General features: G+C 60.3%; 17 protein-coding genes and 1 other RNA gene. 14 read left to right on the top strand and 4 right to left on the bottom strand.

Features of this window, described 5'->3' with window-relative positions; translation table 11 throughout:
* Window positions 1-186: 186 nt before the first annotated feature.
* The 5 genes from petA to ACODTD_RS11245 all read left to right on the top strand — a co-directional run bounded on the left by petA (window position 187) and on the right by ACODTD_RS11245 (window position 3969).
* Window positions 187-780, top strand: a complete 594-nt coding sequence (gene petA, locus ACODTD_RS11265; RefSeq protein ID WP_007917031.1) for a ubiquinol-cytochrome c reductase iron-sulfur subunit — start codon at window positions 187-189, stop codon at window positions 778-780.
* Window positions 780-1991 (top strand): cytochrome b, encoded by a 1212-nt coding sequence (locus ACODTD_RS11260; protein ID WP_007956792.1) that lies wholly within the window; start codon window positions 780-782, stop codon window positions 1989-1991. The genes petA and ACODTD_RS11260 overlap by 1 nt, the downstream gene beginning before the upstream one ends.
* Window positions 1991-2773: a cytochrome c1 gene (locus ACODTD_RS11255; protein ID WP_011335873.1), complete on the top strand. Its 783-nt coding sequence runs from the start codon at window positions 1991-1993 to the stop codon at window positions 2771-2773. Before ACODTD_RS11260 ends, ACODTD_RS11255 begins: the two co-directional genes overlap by 1 nt.
* A 148-nt stretch (window positions 2774-2921) precedes the next feature.
* A complete protein-coding gene (locus tag ACODTD_RS11250) occupies window positions 2922-3539 on the top strand; it encodes a glutathione S-transferase N-terminal domain-containing protein (RefSeq protein WP_011335872.1) in 618 nt (205 codons plus the stop codon).
* A 16-nt stretch (window positions 3540-3555) separates the two neighbouring features.
* Window positions 3556-3969, top strand: a complete 414-nt coding sequence (locus ACODTD_RS11245) for a ClpXP protease specificity-enhancing factor (RefSeq protein ID WP_007956787.1) — start codon at window positions 3556-3558, stop codon at window positions 3967-3969.
* Between the two features lie 51 nt (window positions 3970-4020).
* Here ACODTD_RS11245 and ACODTD_RS11240 read toward each other — a convergent pair whose 3' ends face one another.
* The 4 genes from ACODTD_RS11240 to ACODTD_RS11225 all read right to left on the bottom strand — a co-directional run bounded on the left by ACODTD_RS11240 (window position 4021) and on the right by ACODTD_RS11225 (window position 7465).
* Window positions 4021-4599 (bottom strand): BON domain-containing protein, encoded by a 579-nt coding sequence (locus ACODTD_RS11240; protein WP_011335871.1) that lies wholly within the window; start codon window positions 4597-4599, stop codon window positions 4021-4023.
* Window positions 4596-5189, bottom strand: a complete 594-nt coding sequence (locus tag ACODTD_RS11235) for a phosphoheptose isomerase (protein WP_007928463.1) — start codon at window positions 5187-5189, stop codon at window positions 4596-4598. The genes ACODTD_RS11240 and ACODTD_RS11235 overlap by 4 nt, the downstream gene beginning before the upstream one ends.
* A gap of 102 nt (window positions 5190-5291) precedes the next feature.
* The gene (locus ACODTD_RS11230) at window positions 5292-5654 is read right to left on the bottom strand and encodes a YraN family protein (protein WP_007956783.1); all 363 of its coding nucleotides are present in this window, start codon (window positions 5652-5654) and stop codon (window positions 5292-5294) included.
* On the bottom strand, window positions 5654-7465 hold the full coding sequence (locus ACODTD_RS11225) for a penicillin-binding protein activator (RefSeq protein WP_011335869.1): 1812 nt from the start codon (window positions 7463-7465) through the stop codon (window positions 5654-5656). The genes ACODTD_RS11230 and ACODTD_RS11225 overlap by 1 nt, the downstream gene beginning before the upstream one ends.
* A gap of 177 nt (window positions 7466-7642) precedes the next feature.
* Here ACODTD_RS11225 and rsmI point away from each other — a divergent pair, with 177 nt between their 5' ends.
* The 9 genes from rsmI (at window position 7643) to mraY (ending at window position 16711) form a co-directional block, all read left to right on the top strand.
* Window positions 7643-8548, top strand: coding sequence for a 16S rRNA (cytidine(1402)-2'-O)-methyltransferase (gene rsmI, locus ACODTD_RS11220; RefSeq protein ID WP_221615430.1), 906 nt, complete (start codon window positions 7643-7645; stop codon window positions 8546-8548).
* Window positions 8549-8621: 73 nt separating this feature from the next.
* An RNA gene (rnpB, locus tag ACODTD_RS11215) (RNase P RNA component class A) lies at window positions 8622-8975 on the top strand.
* Between the two features lie 402 nt (window positions 8976-9377).
* A complete protein-coding gene (gene mraZ, locus ACODTD_RS11210; RefSeq protein WP_007917012.1) occupies window positions 9378-9833 on the top strand; it encodes a division/cell wall cluster transcriptional repressor MraZ in 456 nt (151 codons plus the stop codon).
* Complete coding sequence (rsmH, locus tag ACODTD_RS11205) at window positions 9830-10777, top strand: 16S rRNA (cytosine(1402)-N(4))-methyltransferase RsmH (RefSeq protein ID WP_409438509.1); 948 nt, start codon at window positions 9830-9832, stop codon at window positions 10775-10777. The genes mraZ and rsmH overlap by 4 nt, the downstream gene beginning before the upstream one ends.
* Window positions 10774-11067, top strand: a complete 294-nt coding sequence (gene ftsL / locus ACODTD_RS11200; RefSeq protein WP_007956777.1) for a cell division protein FtsL — start codon at window positions 10774-10776, stop codon at window positions 11065-11067. The genes rsmH and ftsL overlap by 4 nt, the downstream gene beginning before the upstream one ends.
* Window positions 11067-12806: a peptidoglycan D,D-transpeptidase FtsI family protein gene (locus tag ACODTD_RS11195; protein ID WP_170929382.1), complete on the top strand. Its 1740-nt coding sequence runs from the start codon at window positions 11067-11069 to the stop codon at window positions 12804-12806. Before ftsL ends, ACODTD_RS11195 begins: the two co-directional genes overlap by 1 nt.
* Window positions 12806-14269: a UDP-N-acetylmuramoyl-L-alanyl-D-glutamate--2,6-diaminopimelate ligase gene (locus ACODTD_RS11190; protein ID WP_011335866.1), complete on the top strand. Its 1464-nt coding sequence runs from the start codon at window positions 12806-12808 to the stop codon at window positions 14267-14269. The genes ACODTD_RS11195 and ACODTD_RS11190 overlap by 1 nt, the downstream gene beginning before the upstream one ends.
* The gene (locus ACODTD_RS11185; RefSeq protein WP_221615256.1) at window positions 14262-15629 is read left to right on the top strand and encodes a UDP-N-acetylmuramoyl-tripeptide--D-alanyl-D-alanine ligase; all 1368 of its coding nucleotides are present in this window, start codon (window positions 14262-14264) and stop codon (window positions 15627-15629) included. The genes ACODTD_RS11190 and ACODTD_RS11185 overlap by 8 nt, the downstream gene beginning before the upstream one ends.
* The gene (gene mraY, locus ACODTD_RS11180; protein WP_007956769.1) at window positions 15629-16711 is read left to right on the top strand and encodes a phospho-N-acetylmuramoyl-pentapeptide-transferase; all 1083 of its coding nucleotides are present in this window, start codon (window positions 15629-15631) and stop codon (window positions 16709-16711) included. Before ACODTD_RS11185 ends, mraY begins: the two co-directional genes overlap by 1 nt.
* The last annotated feature ends 3 nt before the right edge of the window (window positions 16712-16714 follow it).

Raw genomic sequence — 16714 nt, 5'->3', positions numbered from 1 at the left:
CGCTGTGACAACTTGCCACATTCGTAGACCCCCTATACTACAAGGCTTGAGGGCCAGCCCTCCGGGTAATTACCTTGTCAGAATTGGGGGTTTTCATTACCATTCGGCAAAATTTTTATAAGTACATAGTTTCAATTTAGTAGACGCCTGATTTAACAGGCCACAAAGCTGATGGGAGAGGACTGAATGAGCAATGACGGCGTGAATGCAGGCCGGCGTCGCTTCTTGGTAGCAGCCACATCCGTGGTGGGTGCTGCAGGAGCGGTGGGGGCTGCGGTCCCGTTCGTGGGGTCATGGTTTCCCAGTGCCAAGGCGAAAGCTGCCGGAGCACCGGTGAAAGTGAATGTCAGCAAAATCGAGCCAGGACAGCAGATGATTGCTGAATGGCGCGGCCAGCCGGTGTTCATTGTCCGCCGTACCGAGGAAATCCTGGGGAATCTCAAAAAGATCGAAGGCCAACTCTCCGATCCGACCTCCAAAAACTCCACGCAACCCACTTATGTCGACCCTGAAGTGCGTTCGATCAAGCCGGAAATCCTCCTGCTGATCGGGATCTGCACTCACCTGGGTTGCTCACCGACCTTCCGTCCCGAAGTGGCACCCGCGGATCTGGGCAAAGACTGGGTAGGCGGTTATTTCTGCCCTTGCCACGGTTCCCACTACGATCTGGCTGGCCGCGTCTACAAGTCGCAACCTGCGCCTTTGAACCTGCCAGTACCCCCGCATTCCTATGAGACCGATGACCTGATTGTCATTGGCGTCGATACGGAGAAAGCGTGATGAGCAAGTTCATGGATTGGGTTGATGCACGCTTCCCCGCCACCAAAATGTGGGAAGACCATCTCAGCAAGTATTACGCGCCAAAAAACTTCAACTTCTTCTATTTCTTCGGCTCGCTGGCGCTGCTCGTTCTGGTCAACCAGATCGTCACCGGCGTCTGGCTGACCATGAGCTACACCCCGTCGGCGGAAGAAGCGTTCGCTTCCGTCGAATACATCATGCGCGACGTCGAGTACGGTTCGATCCTGCGCCTGCTGCACTCCACCGGCGCTTCGGCGTTCTTCATCGTGGTCTATCTGCACATGTTCCGTGGCCTGCTCTACGGTTCGTACCAGAAGCCGCGTGAGCTGGTGTGGGTCTTCGGCATGCTGATCTACCTGGCGCTGATGGCTGAAGCCTTCATGGGTTACCTGCTGCCGTGGGGCCAGATGTCCTACTGGGGTGCCCAGGTGATCATCTCGCTGTTCGGCGCGATTCCGGTCATCGGCAACGACCTGACCCAGTGGATCCGTGGTGACTACCTGATTTCCGGAATCACCCTGAACCGCTTCTTCGCCCTGCACGTGGTTGCGCTGCCTATCGTGATTCTCGGTCTGGTGGTGCTGCACATCCTGGCATTGCACGAAGTCGGTTCGAACAACCCGGACGGCGTGGACATCAAGAAGCACAAAGACGAAAACGGTATCCCGCTGGACGGCATCGCCTTCCACCCGTACTACACCGTGAAAGATATCGTCGGCGTTGTGGTGTTCCTGTTCATCTTCTGCTTCATTGTGTTCTTCTTCCCGGAAATGGGCGGTTACTTCCTCGAAAAACCTAACTTCGAGCAGGCCAACCCGTTCAAGACCCCAGAGCACATTGCACCGGTCTGGTACTTCACACCGTTCTACGCAATCTTGCGGGCGGTCCCTGACAAGCTCATGGGCGTTATCGCCATGGGTGCCGCGATTGCGGTGCTGTTCGTCCTGCCGTGGCTCGACCGCAGCCCGGTCAAGTCGATGCGTTACAAAGGCTGGATGAGCAAGATCTGGCTGGTGGTGTTCTGCATTTCGTTCGTGATCCTCGGCATTCTGGGTGTTCTGGCCCCGACGCCAGGCCGTACGCTGCTGTCGCAGGTCTGCACCTTCCTGTACTTCGCCTACTTCATTCTGATGCCGTTCTACACCAGGCTCGAGAAGACCAAACCGGTTCCGGAAAGGGTGACTGGCTGATGAAAAAGTTATTTTTTGCTCTGATTTTTGCTGCTCTGCCAGTGCTGTCTTTCGCGGCCGAACACGGTGGTCCGGAACTGGAAAAGGTCGACATCGACGTTTCCGACAAGGCTGCCCTGCAGGATGGCGCGCGTACTTTCGCCAACTATTGCATGGGCTGCCACAGTGCCAAGTTCCAGCGTTACGAGCGTGTGGCCGATGACCTCGGTGTTCCGCACGAACTGATGCTGGAAAAACTGGTGTTCACCGGCGCCAAGATCGGCGATCACATGAACATCGGCATGCAGCCGGCCGACGCCAAGACCTGGTTCGGCGCAGCGCCGCCAGACCTGACGCTGGTGGCTCGTGTTCGCGGCACCGACTGGCTCTACGGTTACCTCAAGTCGTTCTACGAAGATCCTGCGCGTCCATGGGGCGTGAACAACAAGGTCTTCCCGAACGTCGGCATGCCCAACGTGCTGGTCGGCCTGCAAGGTCGCCAGGTTGTGGGTTGCAAACAGGTACAGATCGTCGAGGACGGCAAGAAGCAATATGACCCGCTGACCGGTACGCCTCTGACTCATGAAGCGTGCGATCAGTTGACCATCGTGCCGAAAACCGGAAGTCTCAACGAAGAGCAGTTCGATGAGAAGGTCAAGAATCTGGTAACCTTCCTGGCTTACTCGGCTAACCCGGTTAAGCTGCAACATCAGCGCATCGGTACTTACGTCTTGCTGTACCTGGCGTTCTTCTTTGTGTTCGCCTACCTGCTCAAGCGTGAATACTGGAAAGACGTGCACTGATAACGCTTCAAGCAATTGCTGTTAATCGCGCGCGCCCAAGGGCGCCTCTGAAAACGCAACGCCTGGTTCGCCAGTCGTTGCGGGAGGTGCCCTCTGGGCGCGCGCGTTTTTCCGGCTCCGACTATTTCAACAAGCGAGGAGGATCGCCATGGGCGTGACCAATCGGTTGGCCTGTTACTCCGACCCCGCCGACCACTATTCCCACCGAGTGCGCATCGTGCTTGCAGAGAAGGGTGTCAGCGCCGAAATCATTTTTGTGGAGGCTGGTCGTCAGCCGCCTAAACTGATTGAAGTGAACCCTTACGGCAGTCTGCCCACGCTGGTCGATCGAGACCTGGCGTTGTGGGAGTCGACCGTGGTGATGGAATACCTGGATGAGCGTTACCCGCATCCACCGTTGATGCCTGTGTACCCGGTGGCGCGTGCCAACAGCCGTCTGCTGATTCATCGTATTCAGCGCGACTGGTGTGGTCTGGTGGATCTGATTCTGGATTCGCGCACCAAGGAAGCGGCCCGTGCCGTGGCGCGCAAGGAATTGCGCGAAAGCCTGACGGGCGTGTCGCCGCTGTTTGCCGACAAGCCGTTTTTCCTCAGCGAGGAACAAAGTCTGGTGGATTGCTGCCTATTGCCAATACTCTGGCGTTTGCCGATTCTGGGTATAGAACTGCCGCGGCCGGCCAAGCCGCTGCTTGATTATATGGAGCGTCAGTTTGCGCGTGAGGCATTCCAGGCGAGTCTGTCTGGTGTCGAACGTGACATGCGCTAAGGCTTAAGGAGCCGCTATGAACTCCAGTCGACCTTATCTGGTCCGCGCGCTCTACGAGTGGATTGTGGATAACGATTGCACCCCGCACATGCTGGTCAATTCCGAGTACCCGGCGGTGCAGGTGCCACAGGGCTTTGCCAGTGACGGGCAGATTGTCCTGAACATTTCGCCAAGTGCCGTGCGGCACTTGCACATGGACAATGACGTTGTGACCTTCGAAGGTCGCTTCGGTGGCGTCCCGCACAGTCTGTACGTGCCGATTGCTGCGATTCTGGGGATCTATGCCCGGGAGAACGGTCAGGGCATGGTGTTCGATCTGGAGTCGCCGATGGATGACGAAGACGAGATCGAGCAGGATGACGATGTTCCGCCACCGGACAGCGAGCCACCGCGCCCAAGCGGTCGGCCAAGTCTGAAAGTGGTGAAGTAATAAAAAAGGCGATCCGGTTGGATCGCCTTTTTTGTGCCTGCGTTTTGCGGGTCAGTCGATGTATTCGAACAGCTTCACAATCTTCTGTACGCCGGAAACACCCTGCACCAGGTTGGTCGCCTGGGCGGCTTCCTGTTTGGTCAGCAAGCCCAGCAGATAGACAATACCGTTCTCGGTCACGACCTTGATGCGCGAGCCGGGAATGCTGGCGTCAGTGAGCATCTGGGTCTTGATCTTGGTGGTCAGCCACGCATCGTTCTGGCGAGCCAGCAGGGAGGAGGGCTGCAACACTTGCAGTTCGTTATGGACCTTTTTCACGCGCTGAACGTTGGCGGCGGCCTGTTCGGCCTTTTCCTTGAGATCTGCGCGCGGGGTCTGGCCGGCCAGCAGCACGACACCGTTGAAGCTGGTCACGACGATGTGCGAGTCGTTGTCCAGGGCCGGATCGGCCTTGGCTACGTTGACGCCGACTTTGGTTTCGATCAGCGAGTCATCGATCTTGCTGCCGAAAGTGCGGGTGCCGCGGTCGTCTTCGATCGGCGCTTCACGGCTGGCATTCACCACCGAGGTGCAGCCACTGATGCCGAGGCACAGGGTCAAGGCCAGAAGGCCAAGGCGATTAGGGGTCATTCTTCACTCCCGAACAGTTGGCTGTCGATCAGATCGCAAAGGCAATGGATCGCCAGCAAGTGGACTTCCTGAATACGTGCGGTGACGTTGGCCGGTACGCGAATCTCGACGTCTTCGGGCAGCAGCAGTGAAGCCATGCCTCCGCCATCGCGTCCGGTCAATGCTACGACAATCATTTCGCGATCATGTGCGGCCTGGATCGCCTGAATAATGTTCGCCGAGTTGCCGCTGGTCGAAATCGCCAGCAATACGTCGCCCGGCTGGCCGAGTGCGCGAATCTGCTTGGAAAACACTTCGTTGTAGCTGTAGTCGTTGGCGATCGAGGTGATGGTCGAGCTGTCGGTGGTCAGCGCGATCGCCGGCAGGCTCGGGCGCTCACGCTCGAAACGGTTGAGCAGTTCCGAGGAGAAGTGCTGGGCATCGCCGGCCGAGCCGCCGTTACCGCACGAGAGCATTTTGCCCTCGTTGAGCAGGGCGTTGACCATCACCTGGCTGGCTTGCTCGATGTGCGGTGCAAGTACGTCCATCGCCTGTTGCTTGGTGTCGATGCTGGCCTGGAAAAGCTGGCGAATTCGGGATTGCATGTCCATCTGTGTGACCTTAATTAGCGCGGCTGTCCGGCACGTGAATGTGCAGCCCGCAAAGCAAAGAGCAAAAGTGTTGAGTGAAAGTGTCCGGGTCGGGGCAGGTGGTCAACTGTCGAACGCATTCTGCAACCAGTTCAGCTGACCCTGGTGACTGTCGATGGCCACCACGTCGAAGCGGCAGGGGGAATTGGCCCAACGCGATTCGCGCTGAAGAAAATACTGTGCGGCGAAAATCAGTTTCTGCCGCTTGCGCCCATCGATGCTGTCGAGTGCGCCACCCCATTGAGTGTTCTTACGGTAACGGACTTCGACGAATACTACTGTATCGCCATCAAGCATGACCAGATCAAGCTCACCGCGTTTGCATAACCAGTTCTGCGCCAGCAGGCGCAGACCCTGGTGTTGCAGATGCTCGAGCGCCTGGCGCTCGGCATCCTTGCCGCTTTGCAGGTGTGACCTGTCGGGCATCAGCGTGGAGTGTCCGGCAGGCGCTGGATCTGACCGCTGACGAACTGTGCCCATGGCAACTGACGTACGACTCGCTGGGACTGAGTCATGCCCAAGCTGCCCGACTGACCTTCAATGCGGCTGTCCGGCAGTGCCTTGAGCTGATCCAGGCGCGGCGCGAGGCGGTAGGCATCGACGCCCATCGCGTACAGGCGGCCGAGGCTGCCGGCGGCTTGTGGCCATTGCGCGGTGACCTGCTGACGCAGCGGATCGCTGGTTTCCAGCAGCCACGGGGTTTCGCAGAAGCGCACGCCGTTCATGTCGTTGTACTGGTTCACGTCGCCGCTGGCGCTGAACACGTGGGAGGTCGCGTAGACCGGCACGTCACCGGCGTACTGGAAATTCAGGGTCGGCTTGATTTGCTGCGCCTGTTGTGGTGTGGCGGCGAGGAAGATGAATTCGATGTCCTGGCGACGCGAAGGCTGGGCGGCAACGTTGGTGCCGGCAGCATTCTGCAGGCTCTTGGCGCGAGCTTCGCTCTGACGCAGTTGGAACATGTCGGCGATCTGCTGGGCCAGTTGCACCGGCTGATCGACGCGCTCGGTGGCGACAATGCTGCCGCCGTTGGCTTGCCAGTCCTGGCTGAACGCGCGCAGGACGCGGTCGCCCCATTCGCCTTTTGGCACCATGATCGCGGCGCGGTGCAGGCCGTCTGCACGGGCGCGGCGGGAGACTTCGCGGGCTTCGTCTTCAGCGGCCAGACCGAACTGGAACAACTGCGCCGGGCCTTGATCGCCTTCGCTGTAGTTCAGGGCGAGGGTGGTGATCGGCAGTTGCGGGCGAGTGCTCAACTGTTTGACCAGCGGCTTCTCCAGCGGGCCGACGACCAGTTGCACGCCATCGGCCTGGGCCTTGCGGTAGAACTCGTCGAGATTGGTCAGTTTCGAGCTGTCGTAGAACTCGATGGCCGGTGGTTTCTGGCCGGCTTGCTGAGCCTGATAGTGTGCGGCCATGAAGCCGTCACGCAGGGCCTTGCCGACCGAGGCCAACTGGCCGTCCTGTGGCAACAGCAGGGCGATCTTGCTCAGGGGCTGGCTGGCCAGTTCCTTGAGTTTGGTCAGGGGCAGCGGCAGGTTGATCGCGGCTGGGTGCTTTGGATGCTGGTTGCGCCAGTTGTCGATGGCGGCTTGCTGCTGTTCCAGGGTGCCGGCGGTTTTCACGGCCAGGGCCAGGCTCATCCAGCCGCCGAGGTCATCGGTGGTGTTCGCTTGCAGTTGATCGGCCGGCAGCGACGCAATCAGGGTCCAGATCGCTTCGTGGTTCTTGCTGGCTGCTTCGCCTTCCAGCATCGGCGCGATGAAGATGCGCTCGCGGGCAGCGGCCAGGGTCTGGCCGTCGGCTTCAAGGGCGCGGGCGTGAACCGTGCCGGCGCGAACTTGCAGCGGTACGGACAGTTCGCTCAGGCGTTGCAGGCTTGGATGGCTCAAGGCAGTCAGCGCGGCTTTCGGCTGGTTGCGGGTCATGGCCAGTTCAGCAGACAGGGTGCTGGCGAATGCCTGCTGGCCCGGCTGGAGTTGTTCCATCGGCACTTGCTGCAGGATTTGCGCGGACTGTCCGGCATTGCCCTGGCGGTACGCCATGTCTGCCGCACTCAGGCGCAACAGCGCAGCCTTGTCCGGCGATTTGGCCTGGGCAGCCTGTTCGAGCAATTGCTCGATGGTGGCATCCGGGGTCCGAGGAAGTTCGCCAAGGCTGGAGGAAGGGGAGCTGGCGCAAGCCGCCAGCAAGGCAGCGAGGCAGAGGGCAGTGAACAGCCGCAGGCAAGCGATCATGTAAGTGTTCCTGATACTCGATCAAATTAGCGTCGAATTGTACCCAAGCACTGGCCGGGGCGCGATGTTGCTGGCGTGAAACCGTCAATTTAGCTGATACAAAGAGTGCGCAGCCTCACAATGGTGCGACAAACCGTGTCCGAGCCGGACGCGTCGTCCGGCGTGCGACGCGCTACAATGGCGGCTTTTACCGATCATGAGGTGTGCGCTTTGACTGCTCCAGGTCCTTTGAATTCCGCTGCGGGCTCGCTTTATGTGGTGGCGACGCCCATCGGCAACCTGGATGACATCAGCGCCCGGGCGTTGAAGATCCTGCGCGAGGTGGCACTGATCGCCGCCGAAGATACGCGCCATTCCCAGCGCCTGATGCAGCACTTCGGCATCTCCACGCCGCTTGCAGCCTGTCATGAACACAACGAGCGGGATGAAGGCGGTCGCTTCATTACCCGTCTGTTGGCAGGTGACAACGTTGCACTGATTTCCGATGCCGGTACGCCGCTGATCTCCGATCCTGGTTATCACCTGGTGCGTCAGGCGCGTGCCGCCGGGATCAATGTGGTGCCGGTGCCAGGTGCGTGCGCGTTGATCGCGGCATTGTCGGCTGCCGGTCTGCCATCCGACCGTTTTATCTTCGAAGGCTTTTTGCCGGCCAAGGCCGTAGGGCGCAAGGCGCGGCTGGAAGCTATCAAGGAAGAACCGCGCACGTTGATTTTCTACGAGGCGCCGCATCGTATTCTGGAATGCCTGCAGGATATGGAAGCGGTGTTCGGCGCTGACCGTCCGGCATTGCTCGCTCGTGAAATCACCAAAACCTTCGAAACACTCAAGGGATTACCGCTGAGCGAGTTGCGGGCATTCGTCGAGGCCGACAGCAATCAGCAGCGCGGCGAGTGCGTTGTTGTGGTGGCGGGCTGGACCGCGCCGGAATCCGAAGACGCTGTCAGCAGCGAGGCGATGCGTATCCTTAACCTGTTGCTGGAAGAGATGCCGCTCAAGCGTGCGGCAGCCCTGGCAGCGCAAATCACCGGTGAGCGCAAAAACGTGCTGTATCAGGTCGCGCTGGATCAGCAAAAAGACGCGTAACCCGTCGCGCAGACCGTTTTGCGGGCTATTAGTGCTTGTTCTTCGGCCGCTCTGCCGTTAACCTGCGCGGCGGAGAGTCGATCGGACAGTCGCTGCCCTCTATGAAAATTAGGGGGGGGAGGAAAGTCCGGGCTCCATAGGGCGAAGTGCCAGGTAATGCCTGGGAGGCGTGAGCCTACGGAAAGTGCCACAGAAAATAACCGCCTAAGCGCTTCGGCGCCGGTAAGGGTGAAAAGGTGCGGTAAGAGCGCACCGCACGTCTGGCAACAGTTCGTGGCTAGGTAAACCCCACTTGGAGCAAGACCAAATAGGGTCCCAAGGCGTGGCCCGCGCTGGGACCGGGTAGGTTGCTAAAGATGTCCAGTGATGGCCATCGTAGACGAATGACTGTTCAAGACAGAACCCGGCTTACAGATCGACTCTCCACCTTTTTCTTTTCCCTGCTTGAATTAAAGGCGACAGGGCTGTTTATTATCAGCAGGCCTGCGCTGGAAACCGGCAGCGGCAAACGCAGTAATAGCCATTTCCCACCTTGCTTCAATCAACAGCAGAAGCGCTTTTGTAATACCGAAAAAATCTTACTCTTAACAAATTACTTTAACTTTCGAGCGCAGCTTTCAGTGCTGCTTCAAGTTATTGGATAAAAGCATCCGCCAGATTCTCGTTGCTCCTCCTTTTATGCTCCTAAATCTCCGTTCTGTAAGGGTTTTCCTTTAATCCGCGCCTTGACGGTGTGGTGGGCGCATTCCTATAGTGTGCGCAAGTGGCGGAAAGTGGCATGAAGTGGGTTTTTTGAGCTCAAAACGATAAAAATTGGAGAAACGCAGACGTGTTTCGCGGAGCTAACGCTATCAGTCTCGACGCAAAGGGCCGTCTCGCCATGCCGAGCCGGTACCGTGACGAGCTCGATTCGCGCAGTTCCGGCCAGTTGATCGTGACCATTGATGCCGTTGATCCATGTTTGTGTGTCTACCCGCTCGATGAGTGGGAAATTATCGAAACCAAGTTGCGCGCGCTTCCTTCGCTTCGCGAAGAGAACCGTCGTCTGCAGCGTTTATTGATTGGTAATGCCGTTGACCTCGAGCTCGACGGCAGTGGTCGTTTCCTGGTGCCGCCGCGCCTGCGCGAATACGCGAAGCTCGACAAGCGCGCGATGCTGGTGGGCCAACTGAACAAGTTCCAACTGTGGGACGAAGATGCCTGGAACGCGGTTTCTGCCGCTGACTTGGCTGCCATACAACAACCGGGCGCCATGCCTGACGAACTGCGTGATCTGATCCTGTGACTATTGATAGCGGCTTTAACCACATCACCGTACTGCTTGACGAAGCCGTCGAGGCTCTCGCCGTACGCCCTGATGGCTGCTATCTGGACGGCACGTTCGGACGCGGCGGGCATAGCCGGTTGATCCTGAGCAAGCTCGGGCCGGACGGTCGGCTCATCGGATTCGACAAGGATCCTCAAGCGATTGCCACCGGGCAAACGCTAGCGGCCGAAGACGGCCGCTTTGTCGTTGTGCAGCGCAGCTTTGCCGAGCTCGGTTCGGTCGTTGCCGAACGGGGGCTGACGGGCAAGGTCAGCGGCATTCTGCTGGATCTGGGCGTGTCTTCGCCGCAGCTCGATGACGCCGAGCGCGGCTTCAGTTTTCTGAACGACGGCCCGCTGGACATGCGCATGGATCCGTCCCGTGGCATCAGCGCAGCCGAGTTCGTCAACACCGCGCCGGTGGAAGAAATTGCCCGTGTCTTCAAAGAGTACGGCGAAGAACGTTTCTCCGGTCGCATGGCCCGTGCCGTTGTCGAGCGCCGTGATGTCACGCCGTTCGAGCGCACCGCCGATCTGGCCGAAGTCCTGAAAGTCGCCAACCCGGCGTGGGAAAAGGGCAAGAACCCGGCAACCCGCGCTTTCCAGGGCCTGCGCATTCACGTCAATAACGAACTGGGCGATCTGGAAGCGGGTCTTGAAGCCGCGCTCGAATGCCTGGAAGTGGGCGGTCGTCTGGTCGTGATCAGCTTCCACTCGCTGGAAGACCGTATCGTCAAACTGTTTATGCGCAAGCTGGTGAAAGGCGAAGCCGACAACCTGCCGCGCAACCTGCCGGTTCGCCACGTTGCGTTCGAACCGAAAATCAAAGTCCATGGCAAAGCGCAGACGGCCTCCGACGCCGAACTCAAAGCCAACCCACGTTCCCGTAGCGCCGTCATGCGCGTCGCGGAGAAGCTGCGGTGAGCAAGCTTTTCGCCAAGCCACTGCCCGGCGGCAGCTTTTTCATGCTGCTGCTGTTCATCGGCGTGCTCGTGTCGGCCATCGGCGTGTCTTACAGCGCCCACTGGAACCGGCAGTTGCTCAACACCCTTTACAACGAACTGAGCGTGCGCGACAAGGCGCAGGCCGAGTGGGGGCGCCTGATCCTGGAGCAAAGCACCTGGACCGCCCACAGCCGGATCGAAGTGCTGGCCACCGAACAACTGAAGATGCACATCCCCGGCGCAGCTGACGTGAAGATGGTGGCGCCATGATGAAACTCGAAGGGGCTCTCTTCCCGTGGCGCTTCCGTCTGATGGTGGCACTGCTCGGCGTGATGGTCGCGGCCATCTGCTGGCGCATCATCGACCTGCAAGTGGTTGACCGAGACTTCCTCAAAGGCCAGGGCGACGCGCGCAGTCTTCGGCACATTCCGATTCCGGCTCACCGTGGTCTGATCACCGACCGTAACGGCGAGCCGCTGGCCGTGAGTACCCCGGTGACCACGCTCTGGGCGAATGCCAAGGAAATGCAGACCGCCAAAGAGAAGTGGCCGGCACTGGCCGCCGCGCTGGGGCAGGATCCGAAAGCCCTGGCCGAACGTCTCGAAGCCCAGGCCAACAAAGAATTCATTTATCTGGTGCGCGGGTTGACCCCCGAGCAGGGCCAGGCCGTGCTCGACCTCAAAGTCCCGGGTGTCTACGGCATCGAAGAATTCCGCCGGTTCTACCCGGCCGGTGAAGTGACGGCGCACATGGTCGGGTTCACCGATATCGATGACCACGGTCGTGAAGGCGTCGAACTCGCCTACGATGAGTGGCTGGCCGGCGTGCCCGGCAAGCGGCAAGTCATCAAAGATCGGCGCGGACGGCTGATCAAGGATGTCCAGGTCACCAAAAACGCCAAGGCCGGCAAGCCCTTGGCGTTGTCGATTGACCTGCGCCTGCAATACCTGGCCAACCGCGAACTGCGCAACGCGATCATCGAGAACGGCGCCAAGGCCGGCAGTCTGGTGATCATGGACGTGAAGACCGGCGAGATTCTCGCCATGGTCAACCAGCCGACCTACAACCCGAACAACCGTCGCAACCTGCAACCGGCGATGATGCGTAACCGCGCGATGATCGACGTGTTCGAACCCGGTTCGACCATGAAAGCGATCTCGATGAGCGCCGCGATCGAAACCGGCCGCTGGAAACCGAGCGACACCGTCGAGGTGTATCCGGGCTCCCTGCAGATCGGTAAATACACGATCAAGGACGTATCGAAGACCGAAGGTCCGGTACTCGATCTGACCGGCATTCTGATCAATTCCAGTAACGTCGGCATGAGCAAGGTCGCGTTCGACATCGGCGGCGAAACCATTTTCCGCCTCGCACAGAAAGTCGGCCTCGGTCAGGACACCGGCCTCGGCTTCCCGGGCGAGCGTGTCGGCAACTTGCCGAACTACCGCGAGTGGCGCAAGGCCGAGACCGCAACGCTGTCGTACGGCTACGGTATTTCGGTGACTGCGATCCAGCTGGTGCATGCATTCTCGGCGCTGGCCAACAACGGTCGTCTCGCACCGCTGACCCTGATCAAAACCGACAAGGCACCGCAGACCACCCAGGTGCTGCCGGAAGCCGTCGCCAAAACCATGCAAGGCATGCTGCAACAAGTGATCGAAGCTCCGCGCGGCGTGTTCCGTGCGCAAGTGCCGGCGTATCACGTGGGCGGCAAGTCCGGTACCGCGCGTAAAACGTCGGTCGGCACCAAGGGCTACGCCGAAAACTCTTACCGCTCGCTGTTCGCCGGTTTCGGCCCGATGAGCGATCCACGTTATGCAATCGTCGTGGTGATCGATGAACCGACCAAGGCCGGTTACTTCGGTGGTCTGGTCTCGGCGCCGGTGTTCAGCCGTGTGATGTCGGGCACCCTGCGCCTGATGAACGTCACCCCGGACAACCTGCCGACCACACAACAGGCCAACGCCACCCCGGCCGTTCCGCTGAAAGCCAATGGAGGGCGCGGCTGATGTCTCTGAGTCTGAACAAGATTTTCCCCCACGCCGGCCACGATCTGTTGATCCGTGAACTGGCGCTCGACAGCCGCAACGTGCGCGCGGGTGACCTGTTCCTCGCCGTGCCGGGCGGCAGGTTCGACGGTCGTGCGCACATTGCCGACGCCTTGCAGCGCGGTGCTGCTGCCGTGGCTTATGAAGTGGAAGGCGCCACCGTGCTGCCGATCACCGAAGTGCCGCTGATTCCGGTCAAGGGCCTGGCGGCGCAGTTGTCGGACATCGCCGGGCGTTTTTACGGTGAGCCGAGTCATCATCTGAATCTGATCGGCGTCACTGGCACCAACGGCAAGACCAGCGTGACTCAACTGGTGGCGCAGGCGCTGGATCTGCTCGGTCAGCATTGCGGCATCGTCGGCACCTTGGGCTCCGGTTTCCATGGCTCGCTGCAAAGCGGCCTGCACACGACGCCGAATCCGATCGCCATGCAAGCGACCCTGGGCGACCTGAAAAAGGCCGGCGCCAAAGCCGTGGCCATGGAAGTTTCGTCCCACGGTCTGGATCAGGGCCGGGTTACTGCGCTGGCGTTCGACGTGGCAGTGATGACCAACCTGTCCCGCGATCACCTGGATTATCACGGCACCATGGAGGCCTACGCGGAAGCGAAGGCCAAGCTGTTTGCCTGGAATGACCTGAAGTGCCGCGTGGTCAACCTCGACGACGACTTCGGCCGGCAACTGGCCGCTGAAAAGCGCGAGTCGCGGCTGATCACTTACAGCCTGCTCGACAGCAGCGCCTATCTCTATGTGCGTGAAGCGCAGTTCGACGACCATGGCGTGCGCGCCACGCTGGTCACGCCACAGGGCGAGCACCATCTGCGCAGCACGCTGCTCGGTCGTTTCAACCTGAGCAACGTACTCGCCGCCGTCGGCGCCTTGCTCGGTCTCGACTACGCGCTCGACGAAATTCTCAAGGTGTTGCCGAAACTCGAAGGCCCGGCCGGACGCATGCAGCGTCTCGGCGGTGGCACCCAGCCGCTGGTGGTGGTCGATTACGCGCATACCCCGGACGCCCTGGAAAAAGTACTGACCGCGTTGCGTCCGCACGTCAAAGGTCAACTGCTGTGCCTGTTCGGCTGCGGCGGTGATCGCGATCGCGGCAAGCGTCCGCTGATGGCCGAAGTGGTCGAGCGTCTGGCCGACCGCGTGCTGGTCACCGATGACAATCCGCGCACCGAAGACCCGGCGGTGATTTTCGATGACATCCGCGCCGGCTTCACGGCTGTGGATAACGTGACGTTCGTGGCTGGCCGTGGCCAGGCCATCGCGCAACTGATCGCCGGCGCTTCGGCCGACGACGTGATTGTCCTGGCCGGCAAAGGTCACGAGGACTATCAGGAAATCAACGGCGAGCGCCATGCATTCTCGGATCTGGTCGAGGCGGATCACGCCCTGACCGCGTGGGAGGTGGCCCATGCTTAAGGCCCTGAAACTCAGCGAACTGACCAACGCGCTCGACGCCCGTCTGATCAGCGCCGATGCCAGTTTTGACGGTGTGAGCATCGACAGCCGCGCGATCAAGGCTGGCCAACTGTTTATCGCCCTGACCGGCCCGCGTTTCGACGGTCATGACTATCTGAATGAAGTCGCCGCCAAAGGCGCCGTTGCGGCATTGGTCGAGCGCGAAGTCGCCGACAGCACGCTTCCGCAATTGCTGGTCAAGGACACCCGTCAGGCTCTCGGCCAGTTGGGTGCCTTGAACCGTGCCGCATTCACCAAACCGGTTGCGGCAGTCACCGGCTCCAGCGGCAAGACCACGGTCAAGGAAATGCTCGCGAGCATCCTGCGCACACGCGGTTCGGTACACGCGACCCGTGGCAACCTGAACAACGACCTCGGCGTACCGCTGACCCTGCTCGAACTCGCCCCGGAACACAGCGCGGCAGTGATCGAACTGGGCGCCTCGCGTCTAGGTGAAATCGCCTACACCGTAGGGCTGACCAAGCCGCACGTAGCGATCCTCAACAACGCCGGAACCGCCCACGTCGGTGAGTTCGGCGGGCCGGAGAAAATCGTCGAAGCCAAAGGCGAAATCATCGAAGGGCTGGCGGCCGACGGCGTCGCTGTGCTGAACCTCGATGACAAGGCGTTTGGCATCTGGAAGACCCGCGCTGCCGGTCGCAAAGTGCTGACTTTCGCATTGAGCAACACTCAGGCGGACTTCCATGCCAGCGATCTGGCCACCGATGCCCGTGGCTGCCCGGCGTTCAACCTGCACAGTCCTGAAGGTGTGGAACGGGTTCAACTGAACCTGCTCGGCACTCATAACGTCGCCAACGCCATGGCCGCTGCTGCTGCTGCGCACGCCTTGGGTGTGTCGCTGTTCGGCGTCGCCACCGGGCTTGGCGCGGTACAACCGGTCAAGGGTCGCACCGTCGCGCAACTGGCGAAAAACGGCATGCGCGTGATCGATGACACTTACAACGCGAACCCCACCTCGATGTGCGCGGCCGTTGATATACTCGCCGGCTTTTCCGGCCGCACCGTCCTGGTGCTCGGGGATATCGGCGAGTTGGGCGACTGGGCGGAGCAGGGGCATCGCGACGTGGGCGAATACGCCCGGGGCAAGGTTTCCGCGCTATACGCCGTCGGGCCGAACATGGTCCACGCCGTGAACGCATTCGGTAACGAGGCGCAGCACTTCGGCACACAGGCCGAACTGATCCAGGCCCTCGGCGCCGAGCAGGACACAAACACCACCATTTTGATCAAGGGTTCGCGCAGCGCAGCGATGGAAAACATCGTTGCGGCCCTGTGCGGGTCCAGTCTGGAGAAACATTAATGCTGCTGCTGCTAGCGGAGTATCTGCAACAGTTCTACAAAGGCTTCGCGGTCTTCCAGTACCTGACCCTGCGCGGGATCCTCGGTGTGCTGACCGCGCTGGTCCTGTCGCTGTGCTACGGCCCGTGGATGATCCGCACCCTGCAGAACCGTCAGATCGGTCAGTCGGTTCGTAACGACGGCCCGCAATCGCACTTGTCCAAGTCCGGTACGCCGACCATGGGCGGTGCGCTGATTCTGTCTTCGATCGGCGTCAGCACTCTGCTGTGGGCTGACCTGAGCAACCGCTACGTGTGGGTCGTGCTGCTGGTGACCCTGCTGTTCGGCGCCATCGGTTGGGTCGACGACTACCGCAAGGTGATCGAGAAGAACTCCCGTGGTCTGCCGAGCCGCTGGAAATATTTCTGGCAGTCGGTGTTCGGCCTCGGCGCGGCGATCTTCCTTTATATGACGGCCAGCACTCCGGTGGAAACCACCCTGATCCTGCCGATGCTCAAGGACTACAGCATTCCGCTGGGCGCAGGCTTCATCGTGCTGACGTACTTTGTGATCGTCGGTTCGAGCAACGCGGTCAACCTCACAGACGGCCTCGACGGTCTGGCGATCATGCCGACGGTGATGGTCGGCGGTGGTCTGGGCATCTTCTGCTACCTGTCGGGTAACGTGAAATTCGCTGAATACCTGCTGATCCCTTACGTACCGGGCGCAGGCGAGCTGATTGTGTTCTGCGGCGCATTGATCGGTGCCGGCCTGGGTTTTCTTTGGTTCAACACCTACCCGGCGCAAGTCTTCATGGGTGACGTCGGCGCACTGGCGCTGGGCGCAGCCTTGGGCACCATCGCGGTGATCGTCCGTCAGGAAATCGTCCTGTTCATCATGGGCGGCGTGTTCGTGATGGAAACCCTGTCAGTCGTCATTCAGGTTGCGTCCTTTAAGCTGACCGGTCGCCGTGTGTTCCGCATGGCGCCGATTCACCACCACTTTGAACTCAAGGGCTGGCCCGAGCCGCGCGTGATCGTCCGTTTCTGGATCATCACCGTGATTCTCGTGCTGATCGGCCTTGCCACCCTGAAGCTGAGGTAGAAC

The sequence above is a fragment of the Pseudomonas sp. FG35 genome, assembly GCF_057809295.1.
The sequence above is the reverse complement of the archived record's forward strand: the minus strand, read 5'-3'. Positions and strand labels throughout refer to the sequence as shown.

What these genes read in the sequence shown, in the direction of transcription:
- ACODTD_RS11250 (WP_011335872.1), top strand. Translation starts at nt 2,922, where the DNA reads ATGGGCGTGACCAATCGGTTGGCCTGTTACTCCGACCCCGCCGACCAC.
- ACODTD_RS11240 (WP_011335871.1), bottom strand. Translation starts at nt 4,599, where the DNA reads ATGACCCCTAATCGCCTTGGCCTTCTGGCCTTGACCCTGTGCCTCGGC.
- ACODTD_RS11235 (WP_007928463.1), bottom strand. Translation starts at nt 5,189, where the DNA reads ATGGACATGCAATCCCGAATTCGCCAGCTTTTCCAGGCCAGCATCGAC.
- rsmI (WP_221615430.1), top strand. Translation starts at nt 7,643, where the DNA reads ATGGCGGCTTTTACCGATCATGAGGTGTGCGCTTTGACTGCTCCAGGT.
- petA (WP_007917031.1), top strand. Translation starts at nt 187, where the DNA reads ATGAGCAATGACGGCGTGAATGCAGGCCGGCGTCGCTTCTTGGTAGCA.
- ACODTD_RS11230 (WP_007956783.1), bottom strand. Translation starts at nt 5,654, where the DNA reads ATGCCCGACAGGTCACACCTGCAAAGCGGCAAGGATGCCGAGCGCCAG.
- ACODTD_RS11185 (WP_221615256.1), top strand. Translation starts at nt 14,262, where the DNA reads ATGCTTAAGGCCCTGAAACTCAGCGAACTGACCAACGCGCTCGACGCC.
- ACODTD_RS11260 (WP_007956792.1), top strand. Translation starts at nt 780, where the DNA reads ATGAGCAAGTTCATGGATTGGGTTGATGCACGCTTCCCCGCCACCAAA.
- ACODTD_RS11255 (WP_011335873.1), top strand. Translation starts at nt 1,991, where the DNA reads ATGAAAAAGTTATTTTTTGCTCTGATTTTTGCTGCTCTGCCAGTGCTG.
- ACODTD_RS11225 (WP_011335869.1), bottom strand. Translation starts at nt 7,465, where the DNA reads ATGATCGCTTGCCTGCGGCTGTTCACTGCCCTCTGCCTCGCTGCCTTG.
- ACODTD_RS11195 (WP_170929382.1), top strand. Translation starts at nt 11,067, where the DNA reads ATGAAACTCGAAGGGGCTCTCTTCCCGTGGCGCTTCCGTCTGATGGTG.
- ACODTD_RS11190 (WP_011335866.1), top strand. Translation starts at nt 12,806, where the DNA reads ATGTCTCTGAGTCTGAACAAGATTTTCCCCCACGCCGGCCACGATCTG.
- mraY (WP_007956769.1), top strand. Translation starts at nt 15,629, where the DNA reads ATGCTGCTGCTGCTAGCGGAGTATCTGCAACAGTTCTACAAAGGCTTC.
- ACODTD_RS11245 (WP_007956787.1), top strand. Translation starts at nt 3,556, where the DNA reads ATGAACTCCAGTCGACCTTATCTGGTCCGCGCGCTCTACGAGTGGATT.